At 66.8% G+C, this 24945-nt stretch carries 23 protein-coding genes; 18 read left to right on the top strand and 5 right to left on the bottom strand.

Translation table 11 applies throughout. The annotated features are described in order from the left end of the window. Positions 1-15: 15 nt before the first annotated feature. The 11 genes from ACWMMN_RS35895 (at position 16) to ACWMMN_RS35845 (ending at position 8195) form a co-directional block, all read left to right on the top strand. On the top strand, positions 16-2322 hold the full coding sequence (locus ACWMMN_RS35895; protein ID WP_486424195.1) for an ATP-binding protein: 2307 nt from the start codon (positions 16-18) through the stop codon (positions 2320-2322). A gap of 679 nt (positions 2323-3001) precedes the next feature. After that, complete coding sequence (locus ACWMMN_RS35890; RefSeq protein ID WP_059242494.1) at positions 3002-3511, top strand: ferritin-like domain-containing protein; 510 nt, start codon at positions 3002-3004, stop codon at positions 3509-3511. Between the two features lie 204 nt (positions 3512-3715). Next, positions 3716-5149: an RNA polymerase factor sigma-54 gene (gene rpoN / locus ACWMMN_RS35885; RefSeq protein ID WP_059241965.1), complete on the top strand. Its 1434-nt coding sequence runs from the start codon at positions 3716-3718 to the stop codon at positions 5147-5149. A gap of 77 nt (positions 5150-5226) precedes the next feature. After that, complete coding sequence (locus tag ACWMMN_RS35880; RefSeq protein WP_059241964.1) at positions 5227-5415, top strand: DUF3008 family protein; 189 nt, start codon at positions 5227-5229, stop codon at positions 5413-5415. A 46-nt stretch (positions 5416-5461) separates the two neighbouring features. After that, positions 5462-5623 carry a DUF1328 family protein gene (locus ACWMMN_RS35875; protein WP_081052124.1) on the top strand — a complete coding sequence of 54 codons (162 nt, stop codon included), beginning with the start codon at positions 5462-5464 and terminating at the stop codon, positions 5621-5623. Then, positions 5620-6006 carry a DUF3022 domain-containing protein gene (locus ACWMMN_RS35870; protein ID WP_059241962.1) on the top strand — a complete coding sequence of 129 codons (387 nt, stop codon included), beginning with the start codon at positions 5620-5622 and terminating at the stop codon, positions 6004-6006. Before ACWMMN_RS35875 ends, ACWMMN_RS35870 begins: the two co-directional genes overlap by 4 nt. Positions 6007-6068: 62 nt before the next feature. Then, complete coding sequence (locus ACWMMN_RS35865; RefSeq protein ID WP_342706438.1) at positions 6069-6443, top strand: hypothetical protein; 375 nt, start codon at positions 6069-6071, stop codon at positions 6441-6443. Between the two features lie 76 nt (positions 6444-6519). After that, positions 6520-7068, top strand: coding sequence for a type 1 glutamine amidotransferase domain-containing protein (locus tag ACWMMN_RS35860; RefSeq protein ID WP_059242490.1), 549 nt, complete (start codon positions 6520-6522; stop codon positions 7066-7068). A gap of 4 nt (positions 7069-7072) precedes the next feature. Beyond that, positions 7073-7414, top strand: a complete 342-nt coding sequence (locus tag ACWMMN_RS35855; protein ID WP_486424194.1) for a DUF1488 family protein — start codon at positions 7073-7075, stop codon at positions 7412-7414. A gap of 252 nt (positions 7415-7666) precedes the next feature. Next, complete coding sequence (locus ACWMMN_RS35850; RefSeq protein WP_059242488.1) at positions 7667-7894, top strand: hypothetical protein; 228 nt, start codon at positions 7667-7669, stop codon at positions 7892-7894. A gap of 58 nt (positions 7895-7952) precedes the next feature. Next, positions 7953-8195 (top strand): DUF6566 family protein, encoded by a 243-nt coding sequence (locus ACWMMN_RS35845; RefSeq protein ID WP_059241959.1) that lies wholly within the window; start codon positions 7953-7955, stop codon positions 8193-8195. A 111-nt stretch (positions 8196-8306) separates the two neighbouring features. Here the strand turns inward: ACWMMN_RS35845 and ACWMMN_RS35840 are convergent, their stop codons facing one another. Next, positions 8307-8981, bottom strand: coding sequence for an HAD family hydrolase (locus tag ACWMMN_RS35840; RefSeq protein WP_059241957.1), 675 nt, complete (start codon positions 8979-8981; stop codon positions 8307-8309). A gap of 229 nt (positions 8982-9210) precedes the next feature. Between ACWMMN_RS35840 and ACWMMN_RS35835 the strand changes: the two genes are divergently transcribed. Next, a complete protein-coding gene (locus ACWMMN_RS35835) occupies positions 9211-10407 on the top strand; it encodes a sugar transporter (RefSeq protein ID WP_486424193.1) in 1197 nt (398 codons plus the stop codon). A gap of 51 nt (positions 10408-10458) precedes the next feature. Here ACWMMN_RS35835 and ACWMMN_RS35830 read toward each other — a convergent pair whose 3' ends face one another. Continuing rightward, positions 10459-11235 carry an SDR family NAD(P)-dependent oxidoreductase gene (locus ACWMMN_RS35830; protein ID WP_059241953.1) on the bottom strand — a complete coding sequence of 259 codons (777 nt, stop codon included), beginning with the start codon at positions 11233-11235 and terminating at the stop codon, positions 10459-10461. A gap of 230 nt (positions 11236-11465) precedes the next feature. Here ACWMMN_RS35830 and ACWMMN_RS35825 point away from each other — a divergent pair, with 230 nt between their 5' ends. The 5 genes from ACWMMN_RS35825 to iaaH all read left to right on the top strand — a co-directional run bounded on the left by ACWMMN_RS35825 (position 11466) and on the right by iaaH (position 17721). After that, positions 11466-12368, top strand: a complete 903-nt coding sequence (locus ACWMMN_RS35825; RefSeq protein WP_174993934.1) for a LysR family transcriptional regulator — start codon at positions 11466-11468, stop codon at positions 12366-12368. A gap of 331 nt (positions 12369-12699) precedes the next feature. Then, positions 12700-14862 carry an alpha-galactosidase D gene (locus tag ACWMMN_RS35820; RefSeq protein ID WP_486424192.1) on the top strand — a complete coding sequence of 721 codons (2163 nt, stop codon included), beginning with the start codon at positions 12700-12702 and terminating at the stop codon, positions 14860-14862. 139 nt (positions 14863-15001) lie between these two features. Continuing rightward, positions 15002-15436, top strand: coding sequence for a hypothetical protein (locus tag ACWMMN_RS35815; protein WP_155627358.1), 435 nt, complete (start codon positions 15002-15004; stop codon positions 15434-15436). Continuing rightward, positions 15433-16146, top strand: coding sequence for a helix-turn-helix transcriptional regulator (locus ACWMMN_RS35810; RefSeq protein WP_486424191.1), 714 nt, complete (start codon positions 15433-15435; stop codon positions 16144-16146). Before ACWMMN_RS35815 ends, ACWMMN_RS35810 begins: the two co-directional genes overlap by 4 nt. 102 nt (positions 16147-16248) lie before the next feature. Next, positions 16249-17721, top strand: a complete 1473-nt coding sequence (gene iaaH / locus ACWMMN_RS35805) for an indoleacetamide hydrolase (RefSeq protein WP_486424190.1) — start codon at positions 16249-16251, stop codon at positions 17719-17721. A 128-nt stretch (positions 17722-17849) separates the two neighbouring features. On the opposite strand, the gene ACWMMN_RS35800 is transcribed toward iaaH, so the two are convergent. From ACWMMN_RS35800 to ACWMMN_RS35790, 3 genes are read right to left on the bottom strand one after another with little or no spacing between them, the layout of a single operon-like run. Beyond that, the gene (locus ACWMMN_RS35800; protein ID WP_486424189.1) at positions 17850-19130 is read right to left on the bottom strand and encodes a helix-turn-helix domain-containing protein; all 1281 of its coding nucleotides are present in this window, start codon (positions 19128-19130) and stop codon (positions 17850-17852) included. 56 nt (positions 19131-19186) lie between these two features. Beyond that, complete coding sequence (locus tag ACWMMN_RS35795; protein WP_256087465.1) at positions 19187-20314, bottom strand: NAD(P)-dependent alcohol dehydrogenase; 1128 nt, start codon at positions 20312-20314, stop codon at positions 19187-19189. 14 nt (positions 20315-20328) lie between these two features. Then, positions 20329-21801, bottom strand: coding sequence for a benzaldehyde dehydrogenase (locus tag ACWMMN_RS35790; protein WP_486424188.1), 1473 nt, complete (start codon positions 21799-21801; stop codon positions 20329-20331). Positions 21802-22525: 724 nt separating this feature from the next. Here ACWMMN_RS35790 and ACWMMN_RS35785 point away from each other — a divergent pair. Continuing rightward, the gene (locus tag ACWMMN_RS35785) at positions 22526-24391 is read left to right on the top strand and encodes an ATP-binding protein (RefSeq protein WP_486424187.1); all 1866 of its coding nucleotides are present in this window, start codon (positions 22526-22528) and stop codon (positions 24389-24391) included. The last annotated feature ends 554 nt before the right edge of the window (positions 24392-24945 follow it).

Genomic DNA, 24945 nt, shown 5'->3' with positions numbered 1-24945 from the left:
GCAGGAGCGCGACCGATGATTGATCTTTCGCGGACACGCGCCGGCAACTACGTCACCGCCGTGATGCTGGTGGCGATCGCGACCGTGCTGCAGGCGCTCGCGATCCGCTTCGGCGGCGTGAACCTGCCGCTCGTCCTGTACTACCCGTTGCTCGCGGGCGTCGCGTGGGCCACGTCGTTCCTGTTCGGGATCGTCGCGACCGTGGTCAGCGGCATGCTCGTGTGGACGCTGTTCCTGTCCGATCCCGCCGCCTACACGCAGCCGCTGCCCGAGCGGCTCGTGCGGCTCGGCACCTTCGTGCTGGTCTGCGCGCTGGCGTGCGCGATCGCGTCGATGCTGCGTCGCGCGCGATTCACGAACGACGCCGCTTACCGGCGCGAGGCGCTCGCCCGTCGGCGGCTCGAAGCCGTGCTGCAGGCGTTGCCGCACGGCGTGATCGCCACCGACACGAACGGACGGCTCAGCTACATCAACGCGGCCGCGGCTGCCCTCGTCGGCTGCCGGCTTGAAGCCGCGGCGGGCCGTGCCGCGCGCGACGTGCTGCGGATCGTCGATCGCGAGGGCCGGCGCGTGGCCGCAACGCCGCTCGATCTCGCGCTCGGCGGCGCGGGTGTCGTGTCGGATCGCCACTGGCTGCAGGTGGACGGCGGCGAGCCGGTGCCGATCGTCGAGGTTGCGGCGCCGCTCGGCGACGCGGACGGCAACGTCGACGGCGCCGTGCTGCTGCTGCGCAACGCCGGCGCCGAACGTGCGCGGGCCGACGCGTCGCGGTTGCAGCGCGCCGTCGTCGACGCGTCGCCGGATGCGATCGTCGGCATCGACATCGACGGCCGTATCGTCAGCTGGAACCCGGCGGCGCAGCGCATGTTCGGCTACGACGAAGGCGACGCGCGCGGGCGCGCATTCGAATCGCTGGTCGCGATGCGCTGGCTGAAGCGCAAACCCTTTGCCGAGGCGTTCGACGACATGCGCGAAGCAGTCGGTCCGATCGACCTGCTGTGCGTGAAGCGCGACGGCCGGCGCTTTCGCGCGACGGTGTCGGCGGGGCCGGTGCGCGGCGATGCGCGCACGTACGTCGTGCTGTCGCTGACCCTGCGCGAAGCCGGCGCGCAGCGCCGTCGCGACCTGCGCGTGCAGCGTTCGCTGCAGGGCGCGCGCGATGCGCGCGACCAGGCCGATACGTCGAACCGCATGAAGGACGAACTGCTGGCGACCGTGTCGCATGAACTGCGCACGCCGCTCAACGTGATCTACGGCTGGGTCGAGGTGCTGCGCAACTCGGGCGAGCATGCGCTGCAGCAGCAGGCGATCGATGCGATCGATCGCAGTGCGCGCTCGCTCACGCGGATGGTCGGCGACATCCTCGACGCTTCGTCGCTCGCGACCGGCAAGCTGCAGCTCGACGCGATGCCGGTGGATCTCGTGCGGCTGTTCGCCGATTCGGTCGGCGCATTCCAGACGGCCGCATCGTCGGCCGGCATCGTGCTCGCGTTCGATTGCGAGGTGGCCGCCTGCGTCGTGCCGGGCGATGCCGAGCGGTTGCGGCAGATGCTGTCGAACCTCGTGTCGAACGCGCTCAAGTTCACGCCCGGCGGCGGCAGCGTGACGGTTGCGCTCACCCGTGACGGCGCGCAGGCGGAGTTGACCGTGTCCGATACGGGGCAGGGCATCGTGCCCGCGTTCCTGCCGTACGTGTTCGACATGTTCCGCCGCGCGGACGATTCGCCCGCGTCGCCGCGTCGCGGGCTGGGCCTCGGCCTGTCGATCGTGCGGCATATCGCCGAGCTCCACGGCGGCAGCGTGACCGTCAGGAGCGCGGGCCGCAATCGCGGCGCGACGTTCACGGTGACACTGCCGGCGGGCTGGCAGCCGACCGGTGCGATGGCGTGGGGGATCGCGCATGCGGACGGTCATCGCGAGCCGCCGACGCTCGATACGCAACGCATCCTGATCGTCGACGACGATGCGACGACACGCGCGAGCCTCTCCGCCGCGCTGACGACGTTCGGTGCGGCCGTCGCGAACGCATCGACCGGCCGCGAAGCGCTTGCGGTGGCGGCCGACATGCGGCCGACGGTCGTGCTGTCCGATCTCGCGATGCCCGACGGCGACGGCTTCTGGCTGCTCGATGCATTGCGGCACGCGGGGGCGAACGGTCATGGCGGGCCGTCCGGCATGCGCGTGCTGGCCGTCACCGCGCATGCGGGCCTGGCCGACGAACGCCTTGCGCTCGAAGCCGGATTCGACGGCTATCTGTGCAAGCCGGTCGACGTGCGCGAACTGGCCGACAAGATCGTGCGCGTGACGAAGCGCGACGGCTGATGCAGCAGCTGTCCCGCCGCGCGTGGGTTACGGCATGCGTGCAGGACGACGGCCGCGATCTTTGGCTCGTGACGGCCGCGTACGACGCATAGCGGCGCGCTTGCAAGATTTGCAGCGATCGGTGTAGCAAAGGCACGGCATGCGGCGCGGGACCGCGCGGAGACATCAATGCACACGTGCGCATGGCGCGCACGGACGGCATGCGGTTTGCGGATCATCGGCATGCGACCGTAGCACCCGATATCGCCCCGAACCGCAACGGGCGCATTCCATTTCAACCGGCGCCGAGCCGTCGCTGCAACGGAGGATTCCGATGCCGCCGATCCGGACGATACGCGCGGGCGTATGTGCGTTCGCCGCCGCGTGCGTGCCGCGCGCATGCACGCAATCGATGACCGGCACCTATGGCGCGGCGCCGCCGCCGCCCGCGCCACCCGGCGGTCGCGGCGCGCGGTCGGCCACCACGATGCCGCAGGGCGCAGCCGGCGGCGAGCCGGCCGACGTGCCGCCGCCGGGCCCGAACGGCGCGGGGCGATCCACCGCCGCTGCCGGGCACGCCGCCGCCGCTGCAGTGCCGAACGCGCCGGACCGGGCGCACGGCACACACGTTGCGAGGCGTCGGCCGCGCGGCACATCGCGGCGCACGGCATGCCGCACCGTAATGTGGCGGAGGAACGCAATGGCAAGCCCGCGCGAACATCTGGAAGACTGGCTGCGCGATGCGTACGCGATGGAGCGGCAGGCCGAGACGCTGCTCCATGCGCAACTGAAACGGATCGATCACTATCCGCACCTGCAGGACCGGCTGCGCCTGCATCTCGACGATACGCTCGGCCAGCAGACGCTCGTCAAGGCGTGCCTGAAGCGGCTCGGCACGGCGCCGTCGGCGCTCAAGGATGCCGCGGCGCGGATCGCCGGCTACGGGCAGGTGGCGAGCAACATGATGGCGGTCGACGAGGTGATGAAGGGCGCGCTGGCCGGCTATGCGTTCGTGCAGGTCGAGATCGCCGCGTATACGGCGCTCGTCGCGGCCGCGCAGTCGGCCGGCGAGGCCGAGATCGTGGCCTGCTGCGAGCGGCTCCTGCAGCAGGAGCGCGACATGGCTGCGTGGCTGCTGCGTCATCTGCCGGACCTGACGACGGCGTTTCTCGGCCGCTCGGCCGCCGATTGCATCGATGCGAACCGGTAACGGCCGGACGACGGCGCGTGGCGCGGCGAGCGAAATACGTGCCCCAAACTTGCCGCCGGCTTGTAAAAAAGCGATTCCCGACCGTGGCGACACGGGGTATGAACCCGCGAGAGCCGCGGCCCGATGCGCTTCGCCGGACTGGCACGAAAGCTGCATGAATCCTGCAGGCGATATTCTGCGAACCGAACCGTCAGGAGGCTTTCGATGTCCGTCTCGCTTGCGCTGCAGATGCGACAGCATCTGGCACTCACGCCGAGGCTTCAGCAGTCGCTGCGGCTGCTGCAGTTGTCCTCGCTCGAATTTCAACAGGAATTGCGGCAAGCGCTCGACATGAATCCGTTTCTTGAGGACGGCCAGGGCGACGAGGAACCCGCTGCCGGCACGCCGGAGCAACCGGCCGAAACGGCTGCACCGGAAGCGGCTGCCGAACCCGACGAAGTCCGCCCGCCGGACGGCGAGGTGTCCTTTACGGCCGCGCCTGCGCCGCGCGGCACGAGCCGCCAGGGCGACGACGCTGGCGGCCTGTCGCCCGGCGAATGGATCGCCGCCGAGCCGTCGCTGCATCAGCAGCTGCACGATGCGCTCCGGCTCTACCCATTGAATAAACGCGACCGTGAAGCCGCGCGCATCGTGATCGACGCGCTCGACGACGACGGCTACCTGCGCCAGGAACTGGCCGAGTTGCTGGTCGCCGCCGATCCGGCGCTGCTGCTGTCGGAGCAGGATCTCGCGGTCGCGCTGCGGCTCGTGCAGATGCTCGACCTCCCCGGCATGGCCGCGCGTTCGTTGTCCGAATGCCTGACGCTGCAGCTCGATGCGATGCCGGCCGACACGCCGGCACTCGCGGAAGCGAAAGCGATCGCACGCGAACATCTCGAGCGGCTCGCGCGCCGCGAGACGGCCGAGATCCAGCGGCGCGTCGGCTGCAACCCGCAGATGCTGCACGCGGCATGTGCGCTGGTGCGCGGGCTCGACCCGCGCCCCGGCAATCATTACGGCAGCACGCGCGGTGATTACGTGGTGCCCGACTTGATCGTGCGTCAGGTGCGCGACGAGTGGATCGTGACGATCAATCCGGCCGTGCTGCCGCGTGCGCGCCTGCACGAGCGCTACGCGACGCTGTTCGCGCAGTCGAGCGGCGAGCGCGATTCGCCGCTTGGCCAGCAGTTGCAGGAAGCGCGCTGGCTGATCCGCAACGTGCAGAAGCGTTTCGACACGATCCAGCGGGTCGGCGAATGCATCGTCGCGCGGCAGCGCGACTTCTTCCGCTACGGCGAGATCGCGATGAAGCCGCTCGTGCTGCGCGACATCGCGGAAGAACTCGACCTGCATGAATCGACCGTGTCGCGCGCGACGGGCAACAAGTACATGGCCACGCCGCACGGCACGTTCGAGTTCAAGCACTTCTTCCCGCGCAAGCTCGAGGCGGCCGGCCGGGGCGTGTGCTCGGCATCGGCCGCGAAGGTGCTGATCCGCGACATGATCGCGGCCGAGCGGCGTACCGATCCGCTGTCCGACGTCGCGCTCACGCACAACCTCGCCGGCCGTGGCATTTTGCTTGCGCGTCGCACGGTGACGAAGTATCGCCAGGCGATGAAGATCCCGCCGGCCGACCTGCGGCGCCGCGGCGTCGTGTGACGGCTTGCCTGCCCAACCGGACGTGCGCGGGGCCGGCTTGTCGTATCGGCCCGCGCACCCACGACAGGAGTGCAACCATGCCCGCGACATCCCGGGCCCGGCAACGTGCCGCAGGCGCTGCGCGGCCGGCCAGACGTGGCGACACGAAAATGAAGGACCTCGGGCCATCGGCGAAGTCGATGGCCCGATCGATGAGCGAGAAATCGCTCGAGAAAATGGCTTCCACGCCCGTGTGCGGCAAACCGAAGCACAAGCACGATGCGTGACCGGCGACGACGTTTGGTGACGACGGCCGTCATCCAGGAGGGCTCCATGCTGCGATACGCCATCATCTTTTTCATCATCGCGATCGTCGCGGCCGTCTTCGGCTTCGGCGGCATCGCGGCCGGCGCGGCCGAGATCGCGAAGATCCTGTTCTACCTCTTCGTTGTGATCTTCCTCGTCACGCTGCTGATGGGCGTCTTGCGACGATGAGCCGCGCGCCCGACCGGTCGCAGCGCGTCGCGGAACTCGAGCACGCGCTCGCGAACGGGTTTCCGTCGCGTTCGACCGTTGTCGTGCACGCGGACGCGGTGTCCGGCCGGCTGACGATCCAGGTGTCGTGGGTGCGCGTGCCGTCCGACGAGGACGCGCGCGAATGGCGCTGCACGGTCGACCTGCGCTTCGATCCGGACGTGATCACGCGCTACGCATCGCTCGGAGCGGAAGACCGGCTGCGTGTGCGCACCCAACTGTGCGACCGGGCGCGGCGCGCGGTGGACGAGCACAAGCCGCGCGTCGAGGATGCCGTGATCGAATGCAGCGTGGCGCTCGATGTGACGCGCGCCGAACTCGATGCGGCGCTGTCTGCGCCATGATGCGGCAGGCGATGCGCGCGGCGCGGTTTCCCGCACGGGCCGCCGCCAGGCAGGAGGACATCATGCAATCGAATTCCAGAATCAGGCTCAACCGCGACGAGGCCGACGAGATCGACGGCGACCCGATCGACGCCGTCCATCTCGATACGATGGTCCATCTCGACGTCGCAACGGGCAGGATCATGTTTCAGGCCGCGTGGGCACCGACGACGGAGGTCCCGCCGGAGATCGCGCTCCATCGCGTCGAACTCGTGCTCGACTGCGACACGATGGAGCGCTACGCGGCGCTCGATGAAAACGCGCGGATGCGTGTGCACGCGATCCTGCACGACACCGTGCAGGACAGGCTGGAGCGGCTGTCCGGCGCGGACGGGAGCCCGACGCTGACGATCGAGCTGACCGACGCGATGCTCGACGCCGCGCGTCACCTGCAGTAGTCGCGGCGGCGGGCCGCCGCGCCGCGGGCATGCGGATTGCGCCGCGGCGGCGGCCACAACCTGGATGGGGGTGCGCATGAGCGGCAAGCTGGATCATTGCAGGGTAGCCATTCTCGCGCTCGACGGTTTCGAGGAGGCCGAGCTGGTCGAGCCGCGGCGCGCGCTGGTGGCCGAGGGCGCGCAGGTCGACGTGATTTCGCAGCAGCGCGGCGAGATCCAGGGGTTCACGCACGTCGACAAGGGCGCACGCGTGAAGGTCGACCGCACGTTCGACGAGGCGCGCGAGGGCGACTACGACGCGGTCGTGCTGCCCGGCGGCGTGATCAACGGCGACGCGATCCGGATGCTTCCGGCTGCACGCGAATTCGTGACGGCGGCCGTCGGCGCAGGCAAGCCGATCGCCGCGATCTGCCACGGCGGCTGGCTGCTCGTCTCGGCCGGCCTCGTCGAGGGCCGCACGATGACGAGCTGGCCGAGCCTGCAGGACGACATCCGTCATGCGGGCGGCAAGTGGATCGACGAGCAGGTGGTGCGCGACGGCAACCTGATCACGAGCCGCAAACCGGACGACTTGCCCGCGTTCAGCGGCGCGCTGGTCGAGCGCCTCGCGGCGCAGGGCGGTTGAGCGTATGCATGCCGGTTCCGCCCGCCACGTGACGCTGACGCGTGCGCTGCCCGAGTTCGACGGCGCTGCGCTGCAGCTGCGCTTCATCGTCGACGTCGATGGCGTGCCGGAAGCGTGCGCGATCACGGCGGAGGCGCTCGAGGATCATTTCGGTGCGCCGTCCGCACTGGAAGCCGACCTGTGCGCCGCGTTCGAACGCGGCCGTGCGGGCATCGAGGCCGCCTGCGCGGACGTGCTGGCCGACGGCCAGGGCGGCGTGGTGCTGCACAGCGGCTACTTCCGCGCGCGCGGTCGCGCGGCCGCGGCCAGCGTGAAGGCTGGCCTGTCCCGCTCGCGCCGGTCCTGACCGAAGCGCCGCTTGCGATGGCGTGTTACCCGCGCCCGGATCCGGCGTTACACGCCGTTGAAAACTTTGCACGGGCAGCCGGATGCCGTTCGGTGCCGCATCGCGCCGCGCGCTCGCGGCGCGGACGGTCGCTGCATGGCGTGAATCGGCATGATCGATGCGTGCTTGAAGAATTGTCGGCGTACGCATTGCGCCGGGCGCCGATGCGGCAATGTTGCCGCCTCGCGCGAAGCCGTCCACGGGGAAACGAGCATGCTCACTGCCCATGAACTTGCCGTGCTGTTCCTGGTGTATCGCGCGCCGGAACAGATCCAGATCGACCGCGAAGACGTTGTCGCGCTGGTCGAGCAGCACCTGATCGTGATGCAATGCAACGCCGCATCCGGCGAGCAACGGCCCGCGCTGACGGCCGACGGGCTGGCGATCGTGCGGCGCGTGCAGCGGCACGATGCGATCGAGCCCGACATCACCGACGCATGACACATCGAAGCAGCGCGCATTTTTGCCTTGTCGTCGCAGACGGGCATTGGGGGCCATCATGCAACATCAACAGGACGCTCAGATCCGCGACCCGTATCGCGGCCACGAGATCCACGTCTGGGCGTGGCGCAACGAAAGCGGTGCGTGGTGCGACGAGGTGCAGGTGTATGTCCGCGGCGCACCGATCGAGATCGTCACGCCGGCGGCAGCCGGCCCCGAGTGGCTGACCGAGAACGAAGCGCTGCGCGCGGGCGTCGAGCGTGGCCGTTATCTGATCGACAAGCGCATCGACGACGACTGATCCGCGTTGCGCCGGCGTGCCGGCGCCGCGTTGCGCGATCACCCTGCGCGATCTGCGGCGCGACGACGTCGACGCGAATCCGGCAACGGCGATTGCGGCAATCCGGGCGACTCAGGGCCGCGCCGCAATCTCGTCGAGATGCCACAGCAGATCGGCCGGATCGTCGTACACGCGCAGGGCACCGGCGCGTTCCAGCTCGTCGCTGCCGTACCCGCCCGCCAGCAGCCCGACACCGAGCGCGCGGCAGCGGGCCGCGGCGAGCATGTCCCAGATGCTGTCGCCGACCACCACCGTGTGTTCGATCGGCACGTTCAGTTGCGCGGCGGCGGTCAGGAACAGGTCGGGGTCCGGCTTCGCGTACTTCACCTGGTCGCGCGTGACGACGACGTTTTTGGCCGGATCGACGCCGAGCGCCTCGAGATTGATGGCGGCCGTTTCCATTCGCCCGCTGGTGGCGATCGCCCAGCGGATGCCGGCGCTCGACAGCGCGGCCAGCAGTTCGCGCGCGCCCGGCAGCGGCCGGACCTGCGCGCGCAGCCGCTGGTACGCGGCCGCGTGCAGCCGGGCGAGCCGTTCGACGCGCTCGGCGTCGATGTCGCCCGCCGTCTCGCGCAGCAGCTGGTTGAGGAACAGGCCGCCGCTCATCCCGATCTTGCGGTGGATGCGCCATACCGACAGTTCGATGCCTTCGGCATCGAGCGCTTCCTTCCACGCGAGCACGTGCTGATAGACGCTGTCGACGAGCGTGCCGTCGAGATCGAACAGAAATGACGTTTCAATGCGCATGTGAATCTCCTGGCCCGACGACGCCCGGGCTGATCGTCCGCGAACAGTCCGCGAAAATCCTGAACGGCACATTATCGGCGCATCGCCGTGTCATCGTCATGTCCCGCCGCCGCGCCGTGCGGCGACGTGTCATTTGCCACTGGTACAATCGCGCCGATGCGCCGGGCCGGTTTTTTGCGCCGCGTCCGCGCCGCACGCGCCCCCAACCCTCGTCTCGTCGATTCCACGCATGGCAACACCGGACGCCGTCAGTTCCAGGCACTCGTGGTGGGGCGTACTGGCCCTGGCCCTCACTGCCTTCATCTTCAATACCACCGAATTCGTCCCCGTCGCGCTGCTCAGCGCGATCGGCGAGAGCCTCCACATGGAGCCGACCGCCGTCGGCCTGATGCTGACGATCTACGCGTGGGCGGTTGCCGTCGTGTCGCTGCCGCTGACGTTCGTCACGCGTCACGTCGAGCGCCGCAAGCTGTTGGTCGGCGCGCTGCTGGTGTTCATCGGCAGCCACCTCGTGACCGGCGTTGCATGGAATTTCACGGTGCTGATGATCGGCCGGCTCGGCATCGCGTGCGCGCATGCGGTGTTCTGGTCGATTTCCGTGCCGCTCGCCGTGCGGCTCGCGCCAAGCGACCGCAAGAGCCGGGCGCTCAGCCTGATCGCGATGGGCTCGGCGATCGCGATGGTCGCCGGCATTCCGCTCGGGCGCGTGATCGGCGAGGCGTTCGGCTGGCGCGTCACGTTCCTGATCATCGGGGGCGCCGCGGCCGGTGCGGCGCTGTTGCTGCGCGCCACGTTGCCGGTCCTGCCGAGCCAGGGCGCCGGGTCGCTGAGCAGTATCGGCAGGTTCCTGCGCAAGCCGGCGCTGGTCGCGCTGTACGCGATCACCGTGCTCGTCGTATCCGCGCACTTCACGTCGTACACGTACATCGAACCGTTCGTCCAGAGCGTGAACCACGCGAGCAGCAGCCGGATCACGTACGTGCTGATCCTGTTCGGCGTGGCCGGCCTGCCGGCCGCGATCTGCTTCAATCGCGTCTATCCGCACCGGCCGGACGATTTCCTGCTGGCGTCGATCGTCGCGCTGTCGGCCTGCCTGCTGATCCTGTTCCCGAGCGCGCTGAACATCGTCACGCTGTCCGTGCATACGCTGGTGTGGGGCGGCGCGATCGTCTGCTTCGGGCTGGCGATGCAGGCCTGGGTGCTGAAGCTGGCGCCGGAGGCGACCGACCTGGCCGTGTCGATCTACTCCGGGCTGTACAACGTCGGCATCGGCGCCGGCGCGCTGCTCGGCAACCATATCGCCGGCGACTACGGGCTGCCGTGGATCGGCACGTTCGGCGGCGTGGTCGGCGCGTTCGCGGTCGGGATCGCGTGGCTCGCGTTGCGGCTTCACGCGAAACGGGACGTGGTGGCCGCGGCCCCTTGAGTCACGCCGCGGTTCGCGTGCGGTTCGGCATGCAACCAGGCATGCAACCGGTCATGCAACCGAGTAGCCGCCGTCGGCCACGAGCGCATGCCCGGACACATAGCTGGAATCGTCCGATGCGAGGAACGCAACGATCGTCGCCATCTCCTCGGCCGAGCCCCACCGTCCTGCCGGCGTCGACGCGGCAAACGCCTGTTGCGCGTCGTCCGACGGCCAGATGCCGCGATGATGGAACGGCGTTTCGATCAGCCCGGGGCAAAGCGCATTGACGCGGACCCCGCGCTTGAACCACTCGATCGACGCCGTCTTCGTCATCCCGATCACGGCGTGCTTGCTCGCGATATAAACCGACGCATTCTCGAAGCCGATCAGGCCGCCCATCGACGCATTGTTGATGATGCTGCCCGCCCCCTGGCGCAGCATGATCTCGGCTGCATATTTCATCGAATTGAATACGCCGCGCACATTCGGTTCGAACACCTTGTCGAAGCTGTCGGCATTCTGTTCGAGCAGCGGGGCGAACGTGCCTTCCGTGCCCGCATTGTTGAACGCGATGTCGAGGCGGCCGTAGGCCGATACCGTGAAATCGAAGAGCTTGCGCAGATCGTCTTCGTTCGCGACGTCCGCGACGAAAGCGCGGGCTTCGCCGCCGGCGGTCACGATCTCGTCGACCAGCCGGTCGAGTTCGGTCTTGCGCCGGGCGCTGACGACGACCTTCGCGCCGCGCCGCGCAAGTTCGATCGCCGACGCGCGGCCGATGCCGGAACTGGCGCCCGTCACCACGGCGATACGGCCTTCGAGTTGGGCAGGTTGAGTGCTTGCGTTCATGATGCATTTCTCCAGAGTGGTTGACCGTCCACGTCAAAGCGACGTCTGGTGCTCATTGTGGCCGCCTGGTCATCGCAATAGAATGGAACAATCACGCATTCAGAATTCCTGATTCTGGAATGGATCACGCTGCCTCCGGAACACCGGAACACCGGAACACCGGAACACCGGAACACCGGAACACCGGAACACCGGAACACCGGAACACCGGAACACCGGAAGGGCCCGCCATGCTCAATCGACTCGACCTCCTCAAGATCTTCGCCGCGGCTGCCGCGGCGCCCACCTTCCGCGAGGCGGCGGCGCGTCTCGGCGTGTCGCCGCAGGTCGTGACGCGTGCGGTGCGCGAGCTGGAGGAGATGCTGGGCGAAACGCTGTTTCACAGGACGACCCGCAGCATCCGGATCACCGTGTTCGGACAGTCGTTTGCGCGCGAGGTGCAGGGCGCGCTGGCGGTCGTCGACGGGCTGTTCGGGCCGGCGACCGGCCAGCGCGACGAGCCGGTCGGCGTCGTCAGGATCACCGCGCCGTCCGGCATGGGGCGTCGATACGTGCAACCGGTTCTGACCGGCCTGATGCAGCGGTACCCGGGGCTCGTGCCCGATCTGCGGCTGTCGGACGTGCCGTCGCCGGTGGTCGACGAGCAGATCGACATCGGCGTGCGCGTCGGCGCGATCGGCGACAACCGCTATGTCGCGCGCATGATCGGGCCGTTGCCGATGTGGGTCGTAGCCGCACCGTCGCTGCTCAGGCGGCTGGGCGAGCCGAAAAACCGGAAGGAACTCGAAGCGATGCCGGTGACGTGCCTGATCGACCGCGCGAATGGGCGGCCGTGGCCGTGGATGTTCCGTGGCGAGCACCAGTTCGTGCCGTCGTCGCCGGCTTATCTGACCGACGACACCGAGGTGGAGATCGAGGCCGTGTGTGCAGGGGTAGGGTTCGGCCAGTGCTCGGAATATCTGGTCCGGCCATACGTCCAGAAGGGGCGCCTCGTGCGCGTGTTGCCGAGCCTCGAGCCCGAGCCGTGGAAGCTGCATGTCTATCGGCCGCGGCGCGGCCCGATGCCCCGGCGTATCCGGGTGGTGTACGACGAACTGGTGGCGAAGCTTGCGGACGCAACGTGGCGGGGGTAGCCGGTGCGGTCCGGCCGCCCGTTGCATCGTCGCGACGCGGCGTCGACCACCGGTTTCGCGATAAACCTGCCACAAGCGTCCGGATTGTTTCCATATCGTCGGCCTGGTTGCCAAAGATTGGGTTTTCCCCGTCAATTATTTAAATCATTAAGAAAGCAGCGGGTTTCTGCCCGGAAAGGTGGGGTCTCCCAATATGTGACCGCATGCTGCAAAGATTGAAACAGGGAAACGAACGTCATTAATCTGCGTACGCGTACGAAGCGGACCGGCGTGCGTCGTTCACAACAATCGGGAGACGGAGATGAAGGGCAGAAATCATTTAGGATTATTGATGATGTGCTTTGTTGCGGCGGCGATGGCGCTATCGGCATGCGGCGGCGATGACGTCGGCTCGTCGCCGGGCACGTCGACGACAGGCGCGACGTCAACTACCGGCACGACCACGGCGCCCGGCGGCAACGGCACCCCGGCCACGTCGCCGACGGCATTGCAGCAGATCGCGGTGAATCCGCCGCCGATGGGCTGGTCGTCGTGGAACAGCCTCGAGGAGAACGTCAGCTTCGACACGATCAAGGCGCAGGCCGACGGGCTGGCCGCCCTGAATGCGAACCTCGCGACGGGCAACAAGTACCAGTATGTGAATATCGACGAAGGCTGGTGGACGTCCAGAAAGCGCGACGCGAACGGCAACTTCATCCTCAACGTCGACATGAACGGCAATCCCACCAACCAGTGGCCGGGCGGGATGAAGGCGATGGCCGACTACATTCACGGCAAGGGGCTGAAGGCCGGCATCTATATCGATTCCGGGCCGCAGGGCTGCGGAAACACGAACGGCACGCATTTCGTCGGCAGCGATTACGCGCACTACGACCACGATTTCCTGCAGTTCGCGCAATGGGGCTACGACTTCGTCAAGGTCGACTGGTGCGGCGGCAGCGCGGCCGGATACGATCCGCAGCAAGCGTATACGGCGATCTCGCAGGCGATTCAGAAGGCCTACGTGGCCACCGGCAAAATGCTGGTGCTGAACATGTGCGACTGGGGCACGCTCGGCAAGAGCGGATACCTCGACTACAACCTGGGGCCGTGGGACTGGGGCGCGGGCATCGCGACCTCGTGGCGCACGACGGGCGACATCTACGGGCCGGGGAGCGGGGTGCCGAAGTTCAGCTCCGTGCTTGGCAATTTCAACGGCAACACGCACCCTGAAGGCCAGCACACCGGTTACTACAACGATCCGGACATGATGGTGGCCGGCATGGGCATGACGGCCGCGAACGACCTTGCGCACGTGAATCTGTGGGCCATTGCCGGCGCGCCGATGATACTCGGCAACGATCTGTCGAAGGCGCTGTCGAGCGATACGGTGAGCCTGCTTACCAATCCCGAACTGATCGCGATCGACCAGGACACGCTGGGGCTGCAGGGATTGAAGGTCGCGGACGCCAACGGGCAGCAGGTGTGGGCGAAATTGCTGGCCGGCGCGGGCAAGCGCGCGGTCCTGCTGTTCAACAACGGCACCGCGGCGAGCGACATGACGGTCACGTGGCAGCAGCTGGGTTTCGCCGCCGGTACGTCAGCGACTGTCCGCGATGTCTGGGCGCACAAGGATCTCGGTGCGGCCACCGGTTCCTACACGGTCGCGGCCGTGCCGGCAGGCGGTACCGCGATGCTCGTGTTGAGCGGCACGGATCTCCCGTCGACGACGTTCCTGCCGGGCACGCTGTCGGGCGGCGCGACTGTCGCGGATTGCGCTGCGTGTGCGAGCGGGAAGAAGGTGACGGGGTTGGGCACGGTGACGTTCAACAACGTGACGTCGCAAACGGCCGGCGGCTACCTCCAGATCGCCTACCTGAACGCCGGAACGGAAACCGTCAGGGCCCAACTCGTCGCGAACGGCGGCCACGGCACGACGCTCGCGTTTCCGCCCACGGGCAACGCGGTCGGCACGGTGACGGTGTTCGTCAACCTGACGGCCGGGCAGAACGCGCTGTCGCTGTCGAGCGTCGACAGCACGACGCCGACGCCCGAGATCGCGTCGATCGCCGTGGTGGCCGGGCCGGTGAAAGTCCCGCCGCCGCCGCCGATGGCGTATGAAGCCGAGGCGGCCGCCAACACGCTCGGCGGCGCGGCGCGCGTGTCGTCATGCGGCGCATGCTCGGGCGGGCAAGACGTCGGCTATATCGGCAACGGCGACGGGACCAGCAACGGCACGCTGACGATCAACGGCATCTCGGTCGCGGCCGACGGCACGTACAGCGTCCTGATCGCGTACGTGAACGGCGATTCGGCGCCGCGCAGCGCGCAGCTCAGTTTCGACGGGGGCGCGCCGGTTGCCGTGTCGTTCCCGTCGACTGGCGGTTGGGGGAACGTGTCGACGCTGACGGTGACTGGTGCGTTCAAGCAGGGAAGCGCCAACACGCTGAAGTTCTCCAACCCGACGGGCTGGGCGCCCGATATCGACGGCATCGCTGCACCCGTCAAGCAGTAACGGGCGCGTGGCGCGGCTACCCGGCCACGGGTGGTCGCGTCATTCGCCGGAATGACGGGCCGAATGCCGGCATATTGCGGCATCATCATGGTGCCGCCGCACCCGCGAGCGGTGCCCGATGTCCGACTGGAGACCCTGCATGCCGATACCCCGGATTGAAACCCGCGACGCGATGGGCGACCCCGATGTGGTCTATCTCAACCCGGCGCACGTGCTGTGGATGTCGCAGCCGACCGCCGCGCAGCGGCGGCCGGACAGCACGGCCATCCGTGTGGACGACCGCGTGAAGGGCGGCTCGTTGCTGGTGGCCGACGCCCCGTCGGCCGCCCGGCTCCTGCAGGATCTCGGGCCGTTCGTGACGGTGACGCTGGCGAGCCCGTCGTCCGACTATCCGGACGGGCTCGTGCATATCCGTGCGCATGCGATCGTCAAGGTCGCGACGGACGGCGACGGCAGGCCGCTGGCCGAGCGCACGCTCGGCTGGGTCCATGTCCAGGACGGCTCCGCGTTCAGGATCAAGGATTACGCGGGCGTGGCCGCGCAATGGCAGGCGTCGGTCGCGGCGGCGTCATGAACCTTGCCGCGTCCGACATCACGCCGGACGAACTCCGGCTGTTCGGCGACATCGTGGCCCGCCTGGAAGCACTGGGGCCGATCGTCGACGTGAGGACCGTCGTGCTGCCCGAGATCACGCAACTGATCCGCGCGGATTTCGCCGCATCGTTCGATTGCGACGCGCAGACCGGGCTCTGGTGCAACGGCTTCTCGTACAACCTCGATCCGTCGCAGATCGCACGGTACGAAGCGTGGTTCCAGCATATCGACCCGGTCACGCCGCAGCTGCGCGCGCGCCGCGTGGCAACCTGCGTCGACGAAGTGATGAGCCGCCGCGACCTGGAGCGCACCGCGTTCTACCGCGATTTCCTGAGCCGCGACGGCATGCATCACGGGATCAACGTCTATGCGTTCGATGGCGCGACGCACGTTGGCGACCTGCGCATCTGGCGCGCGCAAGGGCGGCCCGACTTCACCGAACGCGACAAGCTGCTGCTGAACGGCATCGAGCCGTTTTTCCGGCGCGCGCTGCTGAGGCGGCGCCATGCGTGCACCGGGCTGACCGAACGCGAGAGCGACGTCGCGCGGCTCGTCGCCGCCGGCTACACCGACAAGGATGTCGCGCGTACGCTCGGGATCGGGTTGTCGACGGTCCGCACGCATCTGCGGCGCGTGATGGCGAAGAAGGGCGTCGCCAACCGGGCGAGTCTGGCGGCCGCGATGGCGTGACGGGTCGCGCCGCGGGCGGCGCGGGGTCATCCATTGTGATGATGGGCGTCAAAATCGGCGCAGCCTACCTTGTGACGATCCCCTGTTACGAGGCCTGCCGAAATGACCACCCTGGGTTCCCTGACGCTCACCGAAGCCCGGCACGCGATCCTGCGCCGGGAGTTTTCCTGTGTCGAATACGCGTATGCGTTGATCGAGCGGCACGCGCGCTGGCGTTACCTGAACGGCTTCACGTGCGTCGACGACGCGCGGTTGCTCGCCGAAGCCGCCCGCAGCGACCGCGACCTCGCGGCCTCGGCTGCGCCGCGCGCACTGCTCGGTTTGCCGATCGCGATCAAGGACAACATCGACACCGCCTGCCTGCCGACCGGTAACGGCACGCTGGCGCTGCACAACCGCGTGCCGCCGCAGCATGCGCCGGTCGTCGCACGGTTGCTGGCGCACGGCGCGCTGATCGCGGGCAAGGCGAACCTGCACGAGCTCGCGTTCGGCGTGTCCGGCAACAATCGCGTGACCGGCGTGGTGCGCAACCCGTACGATTTCGACCGGATTCCGGGCGGCAGCAGCAGCGGGTCGGGCGCGCTGGTCGGCGCGGGCGTGGTCCCGGCCGCGCTCGGCACGGACACCGGCGGCTCGGTCCGGATTCCCGCCGCGCTGTGCGGCGCGGTCGGCCTTCGGCCGACGGTGGGGCGTTATCCGCAGGGCGGCGTCGCGCCGATTTCCCGCACGCGCGACACCGTCGGCCCGATGGCCCGGTCGGTCGAGGACATCGCGCTGCTCGACGCGATCCTGGCCGGCGACGTGGCGTCGCTGTCGACCCCGACGCGCAGCGTGACGCGTCCCGTGCGTCTTGCGCTTCCGCGCACGACGTTCTGGCGTGGCCTCGCAGCGGATGTCGACGCGCTCGCGCAGGCCGCGATCGCGAAGCTGGAGCAGGCGGGATTCGAGTGCGTCGATATCGACCTGAACGACTACCCGGGGTTCTTCGACGACGAGCCGGCCGTCATCGCGATGTATGAATTCCGTGCGTCGATGCACGCGTATCTGGTCGAGAACGGCTACGACCTGTCGGTCGACGATATCGTCGCGAACGTGGGGAGCCCGGACGTCGCGCGGATCGCCCGCCATATCACCGGCCCCGACGGGATCGCCGAAACGGCCTACCGCACCGCGCTCGACCGGCGTACGCGGTCGCGCGCCGCGTACCGGCAGTGCCTCGCCGACAGCGGCGCCGACGCGCTGGCCTTTCCGACCACGATCGCGACCGCTTGCCCGATCCCGGCGGGCGACGCGATGATCGTCAACGGCGAGACCGTGTCGGTGTTCCAGACCTACATCAGGAATACCGAGCCCGGCAGCAACGCCGGCGTGCCGGGCATGACCGTGCCGGCCGGCCTGACGGCGGCCGGTCTGCCGGTCGGCCTGGCGCTCGATGGCGCGGCCGGCACCGACCGCGAACTCATCGCGGTCGCGCTGCAGGTCGAACGGGTGCTCGGCCGGCTGCCGGCGCCGGACGACGGGTACGGGGTGGGGGGCCGGCTGGCCGGTTGGGCGGGCGGCGGCGGCGCGTCGTAACGGTTAAGGGTCTCAATCGCGTTGCGGCTTCATGAGCGGCGGGCAGTGGCTCAGGATCAGCGCAAGCCCCTTATTCGCGTGAACAGGCGCAAGCGCCATCGCCACACGGCCCGCCGCGTCCGGAATCGTCAATGCGGCTCGTCGTGCCGGATCCCTGCCGCATCGAGCTGACGAAGTTTCGCATACAGCGTCGTGCGTGAAATGCCGAGCCGCCGCGCGGCCGCCGACACATTGCCGTCGTGCTCGCCGAGCGCGCGCCGGATCGCGTCGAGCGACTGTTCGTGCAGGCTCGCCTGAGCATCGGCGGCCGGTGCCGCGTGGCATACGTCGGCGGCGTCTTCCAGCACATCGGCATGGCGCGCCATCGTCGCCCGGTCGAGCGGCGCACGCAGGGTGCGCACCCATACATGGCTACCATCGTCGCGCGCGATCCGCTGCGGCGTGCGTGCCGGTATCAGCAAACGGCGCTGCTGCACGGGCGTCGCACCGGGAAACAGTTGCCGGAGATCGTACGGGGCCACCGGCCCGGCGGCCGCGAGGTCGAGCGTCCGGCGCGCCAGCCGGCTCACCGCGCGTACGCGGCCCGCTTCGTCGAGCGCAATGACGCCGGCGAGCGGCGTGCCGAGCCAGCGCGCGTCATGCTGGACCTGCAGCAGATGGCAGTCGCGCAGCAGCGCATACAGACGCTGCTCGGCGGACAGCGCCGCGTGACGAAACTGTTCGCACAACTGCACGACGTTGCGCTTGCCGACCCCGGTGATGTCGAGCGCGCCGATCACTTCGCCGTCGAAACCCACCAGCGGCACCGCGAGACAGAACACCCGGGACAACTCGTGGAGGTAATGCTGCGCGCCCGCGACGATGGCCTCGGCGCCATCGTGAATCACGCAGCTCGGCGCGGTCGTGCCGATGTTCGGCTCGACGATCCGGCGTCCGGCGACGATCGGCGTCAGCAGCGCGTCGTCGCATTGCGGGCTGCGCCGCGCATGGACGATCGTGCCGTGCGGATTGACGCACATGATCGTCCATTCGGTGCCGCCGAATGCGGCCCACAGCGGTTCGATCTCCTGCGCGACGCAGCGGGTGAGCCGCCGGTCCGCGCGCGATTCGTCGCGCTCGCGCTGCATTTCATAGCGAGCGGTTTGCCATGGTCGCAGCCCGGCGTCGCGCGAGCGCAGCCACGAGCGCGCGACGCTGGCCGGCAACGCCGTGTCCGGCAGCGGCTCGCCCGCGGCGAAGCGGGCGCGGAGCCGGTCGAGATCGACCGGCCGTGCAGGGGATTCAGGGGCCGTGTTCACGCTGCGCTCCATGTGAGGTCGAATGGTCGGGCCGGGCGTGCCGGCCCGGCGTGTCGCGCGAATGCGTAATATAGCCCGGTGCCTGAAGCCGGGTATTTTCGTGCCCGGCAAGGGTGCCCGTCGTGTGGCGCCGCCTGGCATCGGCGGGCGGCCGGCGGCGCCCGCGTCTAGTGCGGCAACCGCAGGATCGGCTTGAGCGTGATGCCTTGGCTGCTGTCCTCGGCGGCCTGGTTGATCTGCTCGAGCGGATAGAACTTCACCAGCCGGTCGAACGGAAACCGGCCTTGCAGGTGCAACTGCACGAGTTGCGGAATGAACGTCTGCGGCACGCTGTCGCCTTCGACGATCCCGCGGATCGTATGGCCGCCGAGCAGCAGGCTGTTCACGTCGAATTCGGCCTTCGTGCCGAGCTTCGGCGCGCCGACCACGCCCATCGTGCCGCGCGAGCCGAGTGCGTCGATCCCTTGCGACAGCACGGCCGGCAGCCCGGTCGACTCGAGCGCGTAGTCGACGCCGCCGCCGGTGATCTCGCGGATCGCGTCGATGACGTCGACTTCCCGGCTGTTGATCGCGTGCGTTGCGCCCAGCTCCAGTGCCAGCGCGAGCCGCGACGGCACGATGTCGACGGCGATGATGGTGGTGGCGCCGGCGATGCGCGCGGCCATCACGGCGCTCATGCCGACCGCGCCCGCGCCGAAGCTCGCGAAGCTGCTGCCGGTGCGCACCGCGAGCGAATGGATGACGGCCCCCGCGCCGGTCTGGATCCCGCAGCCGAGCGGGCCGAGCAGTTCGAGCGGCGCTTCCTTCGGCACCTTGATTGCGTTGTTCTCGCGTGCGAGCGCGTAGCTCGCGAACGACGACTGCGCGAAGAAATGATCGTGCAGCGGTTGTCCGGCCGCGTCGCGGATGGCCGTCTGCCCGTCGCCATCGGCGCCGCCGAAGTTCAGCGCGAAGAACTGCCGGCAATATGCGCCGTGACCGCCGGCGCACGATGCGCAGTGGCCGCACGCACCGTAGGTCAGCACGACGTGGTCGCCGGCGGCGAGCGTCTTCACATTCGGGCCGACCGCCTCCACCACGCCGGCGCCTTCGTGACCGAGCACGGCCGGTAGCGGTACCGGGTAGTACTGGTCGCGCACGATCAGGTCGGTATGGCACAAGCCGGTCGCGACGACGCGCACCAGCACCTCGTCGCCGCGCGGCGCGCGGATCCGTGCCGTTTCGATCGAGAAGGGTGCGCCGGCGGCGCGCGCGACGGCCGCGGTGACGGCGCGTGTATCGTTTTCGGTGTACATGGTCGGTCTCCTCGTCAAATCGGATACAGCGGCGCTTCGCCCTTGATCGTCAGCCACTGCCACTGTGTGAATTCCTCCCAGTTTGCCGCACCGCCGATGCTCGAGCCATTGCCCGAGGCGCCGACGCCGCCGAACGGGTTGATCACCTCGTCGTTGACCGTCTGGTCGTTGATGTGCAGCAGCCCCGTGTTCAAGCGCTCGCCGATCCTCAGCGCGCGGCCGACGTCAGCGGACAGGATCGCCGTCGACAGCCCGTATTCGGTCCGGTTCGCGAGCGCGATCGCGTCTTCGTCGGTATCGAACGGCACGACGATCGCGACCGGCCCGAAGATTTCCTCGTCGAACGCCGGATTGCCCGGCGCGACGCCGCTCAGCACGGTCGGCTCGAAAAACAGGCCGCGATGGTCGCCGCCCGTCTCGACGCGGGCGCCCGCGCGTCGGGCCGCGTCGACCACGCTCGCCGCATGGTCGCGTTGCGCGGCGTCGATCAGCGGGCCGAGGCCGACGTCGCCGGTGGCCGGGTCGCCGACGCGCAGGCTTCGCGCCTTCTCGACGAGCTTCGCGACGAAGCGGTCGTGAATGGCGCGTTGCACGAGCACGCGGCCGGTCGCCATGCAGATCTGGCCTTGATGCAGATACGCGCCCCATGCGGTGTTGGCAACGGCGCGGTCGAGGTCGGCATCGTCGAGCACGATCAGCGAATTCTTGCCGCCGAGTTCGAGCGACACCTTTTTGAGATGGCGGCCCGCCGCTTCGCCGACCTTGCGCCCGGCCGCGGTGGAGCCGGTGAACTGGATCATCGAGATGTGTGGATCGGCGACCAGCGCCGCGCCGGCCGCGCCGTCGCCGGGCAGCACGTGCAGCACGCCTTCGGGCAAGCCGGCAAGCTCGAACACGCGTGCGATCGCGATGCCGCCGCACACGGCGGTGCGCGGATCGGGCTTCAGCACGACTGCGTTGCCGAGCGCGAGCGCCGGCGCGACTGCGCGTATCGCGAGATACAGCGGAAAGTTGAACGGCGAGATCACGCCGACCACGCCGCGCGGGCGGCGGCGCGCGAGCGACAGCCGGCCGGCCGCCGACGGCAGCACTTCGCCGGCCGCGCGTGACGGCAGCCCGGCTGCTTCGTGCAGCGCCTTGATCGTGATCGAGGTTTCGAACGACGCTTTCGCGCGTGTCGAGCCGCTTTCGCGCACGAGCCAGTCGACGATCGCGTCGAAATGCACTTCGGCGGCGGCTGCCGCGCGACGCAGCACCGCCGCGCGCTCGTCGTAAGGCAGCGCGAACCATGCGGGCTGTGCGCGATGTGCGGCGGCGGCGGCTTCGGCGATGGCCGCGCTGTCGGCGACGCCGATGCGGCCGAGCGCGGTGCCGGTCGCGGGTTCGATCACGTCGGCCGCGTGCGCGCTTGCGTGCCAGCGTCCGTTGAAGGTCTTGCCGCGCCAGATGTCGGTGTCGAACATTGCGGTGTTGCTGCTGCTTTCCATTTGCGCTCCTGAGGAATTTGGATCGGCCGGATCGGGGTGCTTGCCTGGGCGTCGACCGGCATGCGCGCGAGGTTAGGCGGGCGCGGCGAAGCGGGGCTATCCGGGTTTCTTCCCACCCGCGGAGGGCGCTTGGGGTGGGGGGCGTCTGTGGTTTTGTGTGCGGAAACTGAACAGTCGTTGTGCGGGTTGTTGCTGCACGCCGTCTGGTGACATGGCAGGTTGTTGCTGGTGTCGTGCGACGTGCGCTGCGTCTGAAGGCTCAGCGCGCAAACTTGCGGCAAGACTTGCGCTCACGGTTCGTCGGAGGGGCGGTTATCGACCCTGAGCAGCCGGTTAGAATCACCTGTCTTGGGTGGCCACTAACGAATATTAGCGGGCAACCGGCGAGTTACCAGATCAAATCGGTCGGCGCTCACGCTTTTTCGTTCGCAGGCATCCAATCTCTGCCCACTGATTCAAATTCGGCACGACACACAAATTAACTCAATCACTTAGTTCCGTGTTTGCCACCGGCACTTATGCTGCCACGCCGATGTGAACCAGCATGTAAGTGCACTCCATCGACACGCCTTAACCAGCTCTAGCGCCTTCGTCGTGGTGGCCCGATCGCCGCTGTTATCAAAGCGCCGCATTTCGTGACCCGCAAAAAAGGAGTATTGTTGAGCACTTGCAGCGAACCGAGAACTCCTGCGTATCAGCGTCGAGACCCTTAAACGGAAAAGAGATGAGTGTGATTGCAACTGCCGAAAGAGCGAGAACTGCCATTGAACTTGGCGAGAGTCACTTCCGGGAATTTAAGAGTGCTCTTGAGGGGCGCCCAGGCGAAAAGCGAAAGCGGCCAGTGAAGGAGATCGCGACAGACATAGCACAAACGCTAGTGGCTTTCGCTAACGCCGACGGTGGCGAATTGCTCGTGGGGGTGGAAGATAACGGCGAAGTCACTGGACTGCTAGGCCTCTCCGCCAACGAATTGAACATTCTAGAAAATGCGCCTACTGAACGAGTATTCAAAAATACACCTCTTCCGTCCGTAAAGCGACAGAAAATCAAGGTCGCTGAAAAAGATATTCTATATTTTTCCGTTGCGAAAAGCACCGAGTTCGTCCATTTGACATCGGATGGCCGGTGTTTGCAGCGGAGCGACCTTGAATCGGTGCCGGTCGCTGCTGAAATGATTCAATTCGACAGGAAGGAAAAGGCATCTCGCGAATACGACCGCAAATTCGTCGACGGAGTTACAGCGGATGACCTCGATTTAGATTTGGTCCGCGCCGTCGCCAATCAGGTACTCAAGGGAATGTCTCCGGAAAAATGCCTACAGTACCTAGAGTTGGCAGAGTATGGAATGTCCCAGCTTCGATATCGGCGGGCAGCGTTACTTCTTTTTTCTAAAATCCCTACCAAATGGCATCCTCGCCTTCAGGTCAGAATCCTAAAAGTTGATGGAGATGAAGTAAAAACTGGAGAAGCATATAATATTGTCTCGGACCAAACGACACAGGGAAACATTCTTACCCTGGTAGATGCCGCATGGGAAGCGCTGCGCCCCCATTTGGTGCAAACAAAAATTGACAAGCATGCTCGTTTCGAGCAACGAGCAATTTATCCAGAGCTTGCGTGTCGAGAGGCGGTTCTCAATTCGATCGCTCACAGAGACTATGCGGATGAAGGACGCGGAACCGAAATATATATTTTTGATAATCATCTGGAAATCCGCAATCCAGGCCCCCTCCTCACTACCATTAAAATAGAAGACATTGTCGGCAAGAAGGGAGTTCACCAGTCTCGCAACACTTACGTCGCTCGCGTATTGCGCGAGTTGGGGTATATGCGCGAACTCGGGGAAGGTATGCGACGTATTTATGATCTCATGCACAGCAATGAATTGGCGCCACCGAAGCTCGTGAGCGCCTCTGAAGGATTCAGTATAACCTTAACCAACAAAGCGATGTACTCACCCAAAGATTTGCTATGGCTGAGTCAATTTGATGAATTTGAGCTTGATCGAAATCAAAAAGCAATCGTGCTGCTTGGGCAAGGAGGTCGAGTTTTTTCGGCTGCCAATGTGTGGGATGCCGTTGGGATTGTAGATACAGAAGACTATCGAAAGCTGGTCGACTCCCTTATGAGGCTTGGTATTTTGCAAAATGAAGTAGAGCGTACCACTGCGAAGTCTCAGGCACGTCGAAAAAAAATACCCTATCGCGAATACCCTCGATACAGAATAGGTCTGCCGACGCCGCAGGGGGGGGCAGCATTTTCAACGTCGACTCAAATCGATTCAAATTCATCTGCTGGTGAAATTGATCAGGGCGAAAATAATATATCGCGACGGCTTCACGTTGGCAACGTGCCGCGCGATGGGAGCAAACAAAGGCTTTTCGAGATTTTTTCGGAATTCGGCGAGATAGTTGATCTTCGCGTTCCACGAGCCAAAACCGTTTCGAAAGGGTTCGCTTTTATAGAATTTGAAACGGAGAAATCTGCAGAAGCTGTGCTAAATCGCGGAGAAAATCAGCCGATCATGTATGACGATCGGAAGCTCGTCATAAACGTCGCGCTTAAAAAAGCCACGAATTCGCGTAGGTAGGCTCACCAAGAAGTTTGTGGAATACACACGGGTTCACGGTAGGTTCGATCACCGATTCTCTGCCAGGGCCGACGATCAGATGAGCGGCAGTTCTCTAGCCATAACTGCCGTTCGAACGACGCACGCAGTCGTGCCACCGAGCGTCTCCTATTGGCCGGCAGCCGCCGGTCATGATCTCCGGTAACTGGCCGAACGGCGAACTTCAGCGGTTCCGTGCGGGCCGCTGGTAACTCGGGCAACTTCTGATGAACGACGGGCATCGACAACGACCGTCGATATCCGCCTACCCAATTTCTTCCGGTTGTTCGCAGAAACCGACGCCGAAGCTAAAGGCCGGACGGCCAGCCCCCCATCTTTCCCATCAGGAAAACCCTGATCGACTCGGCAGGCGGCCGGTTTCAGCCGGTTTTCCCGCTGTCCCAAGCCGCCGCGGTGCGCCCCCGCCCAAACAATACCCTGAACCCGCCCGACCGCGCTCCATCAAGCCTCTCAGCCCGCATACCTAGCCAAAAAAGGTATGGCGCGCCGCAATATTTCACGTGATGAGCGAGATT

Source organism: Burkholderia cepacia complex sp. TUM26381, assembly GCF_057439935.1.
The sequence above is the reverse complement of the archived record's forward strand: the minus strand, read 5'-3'. Positions and strand labels throughout refer to the sequence as shown.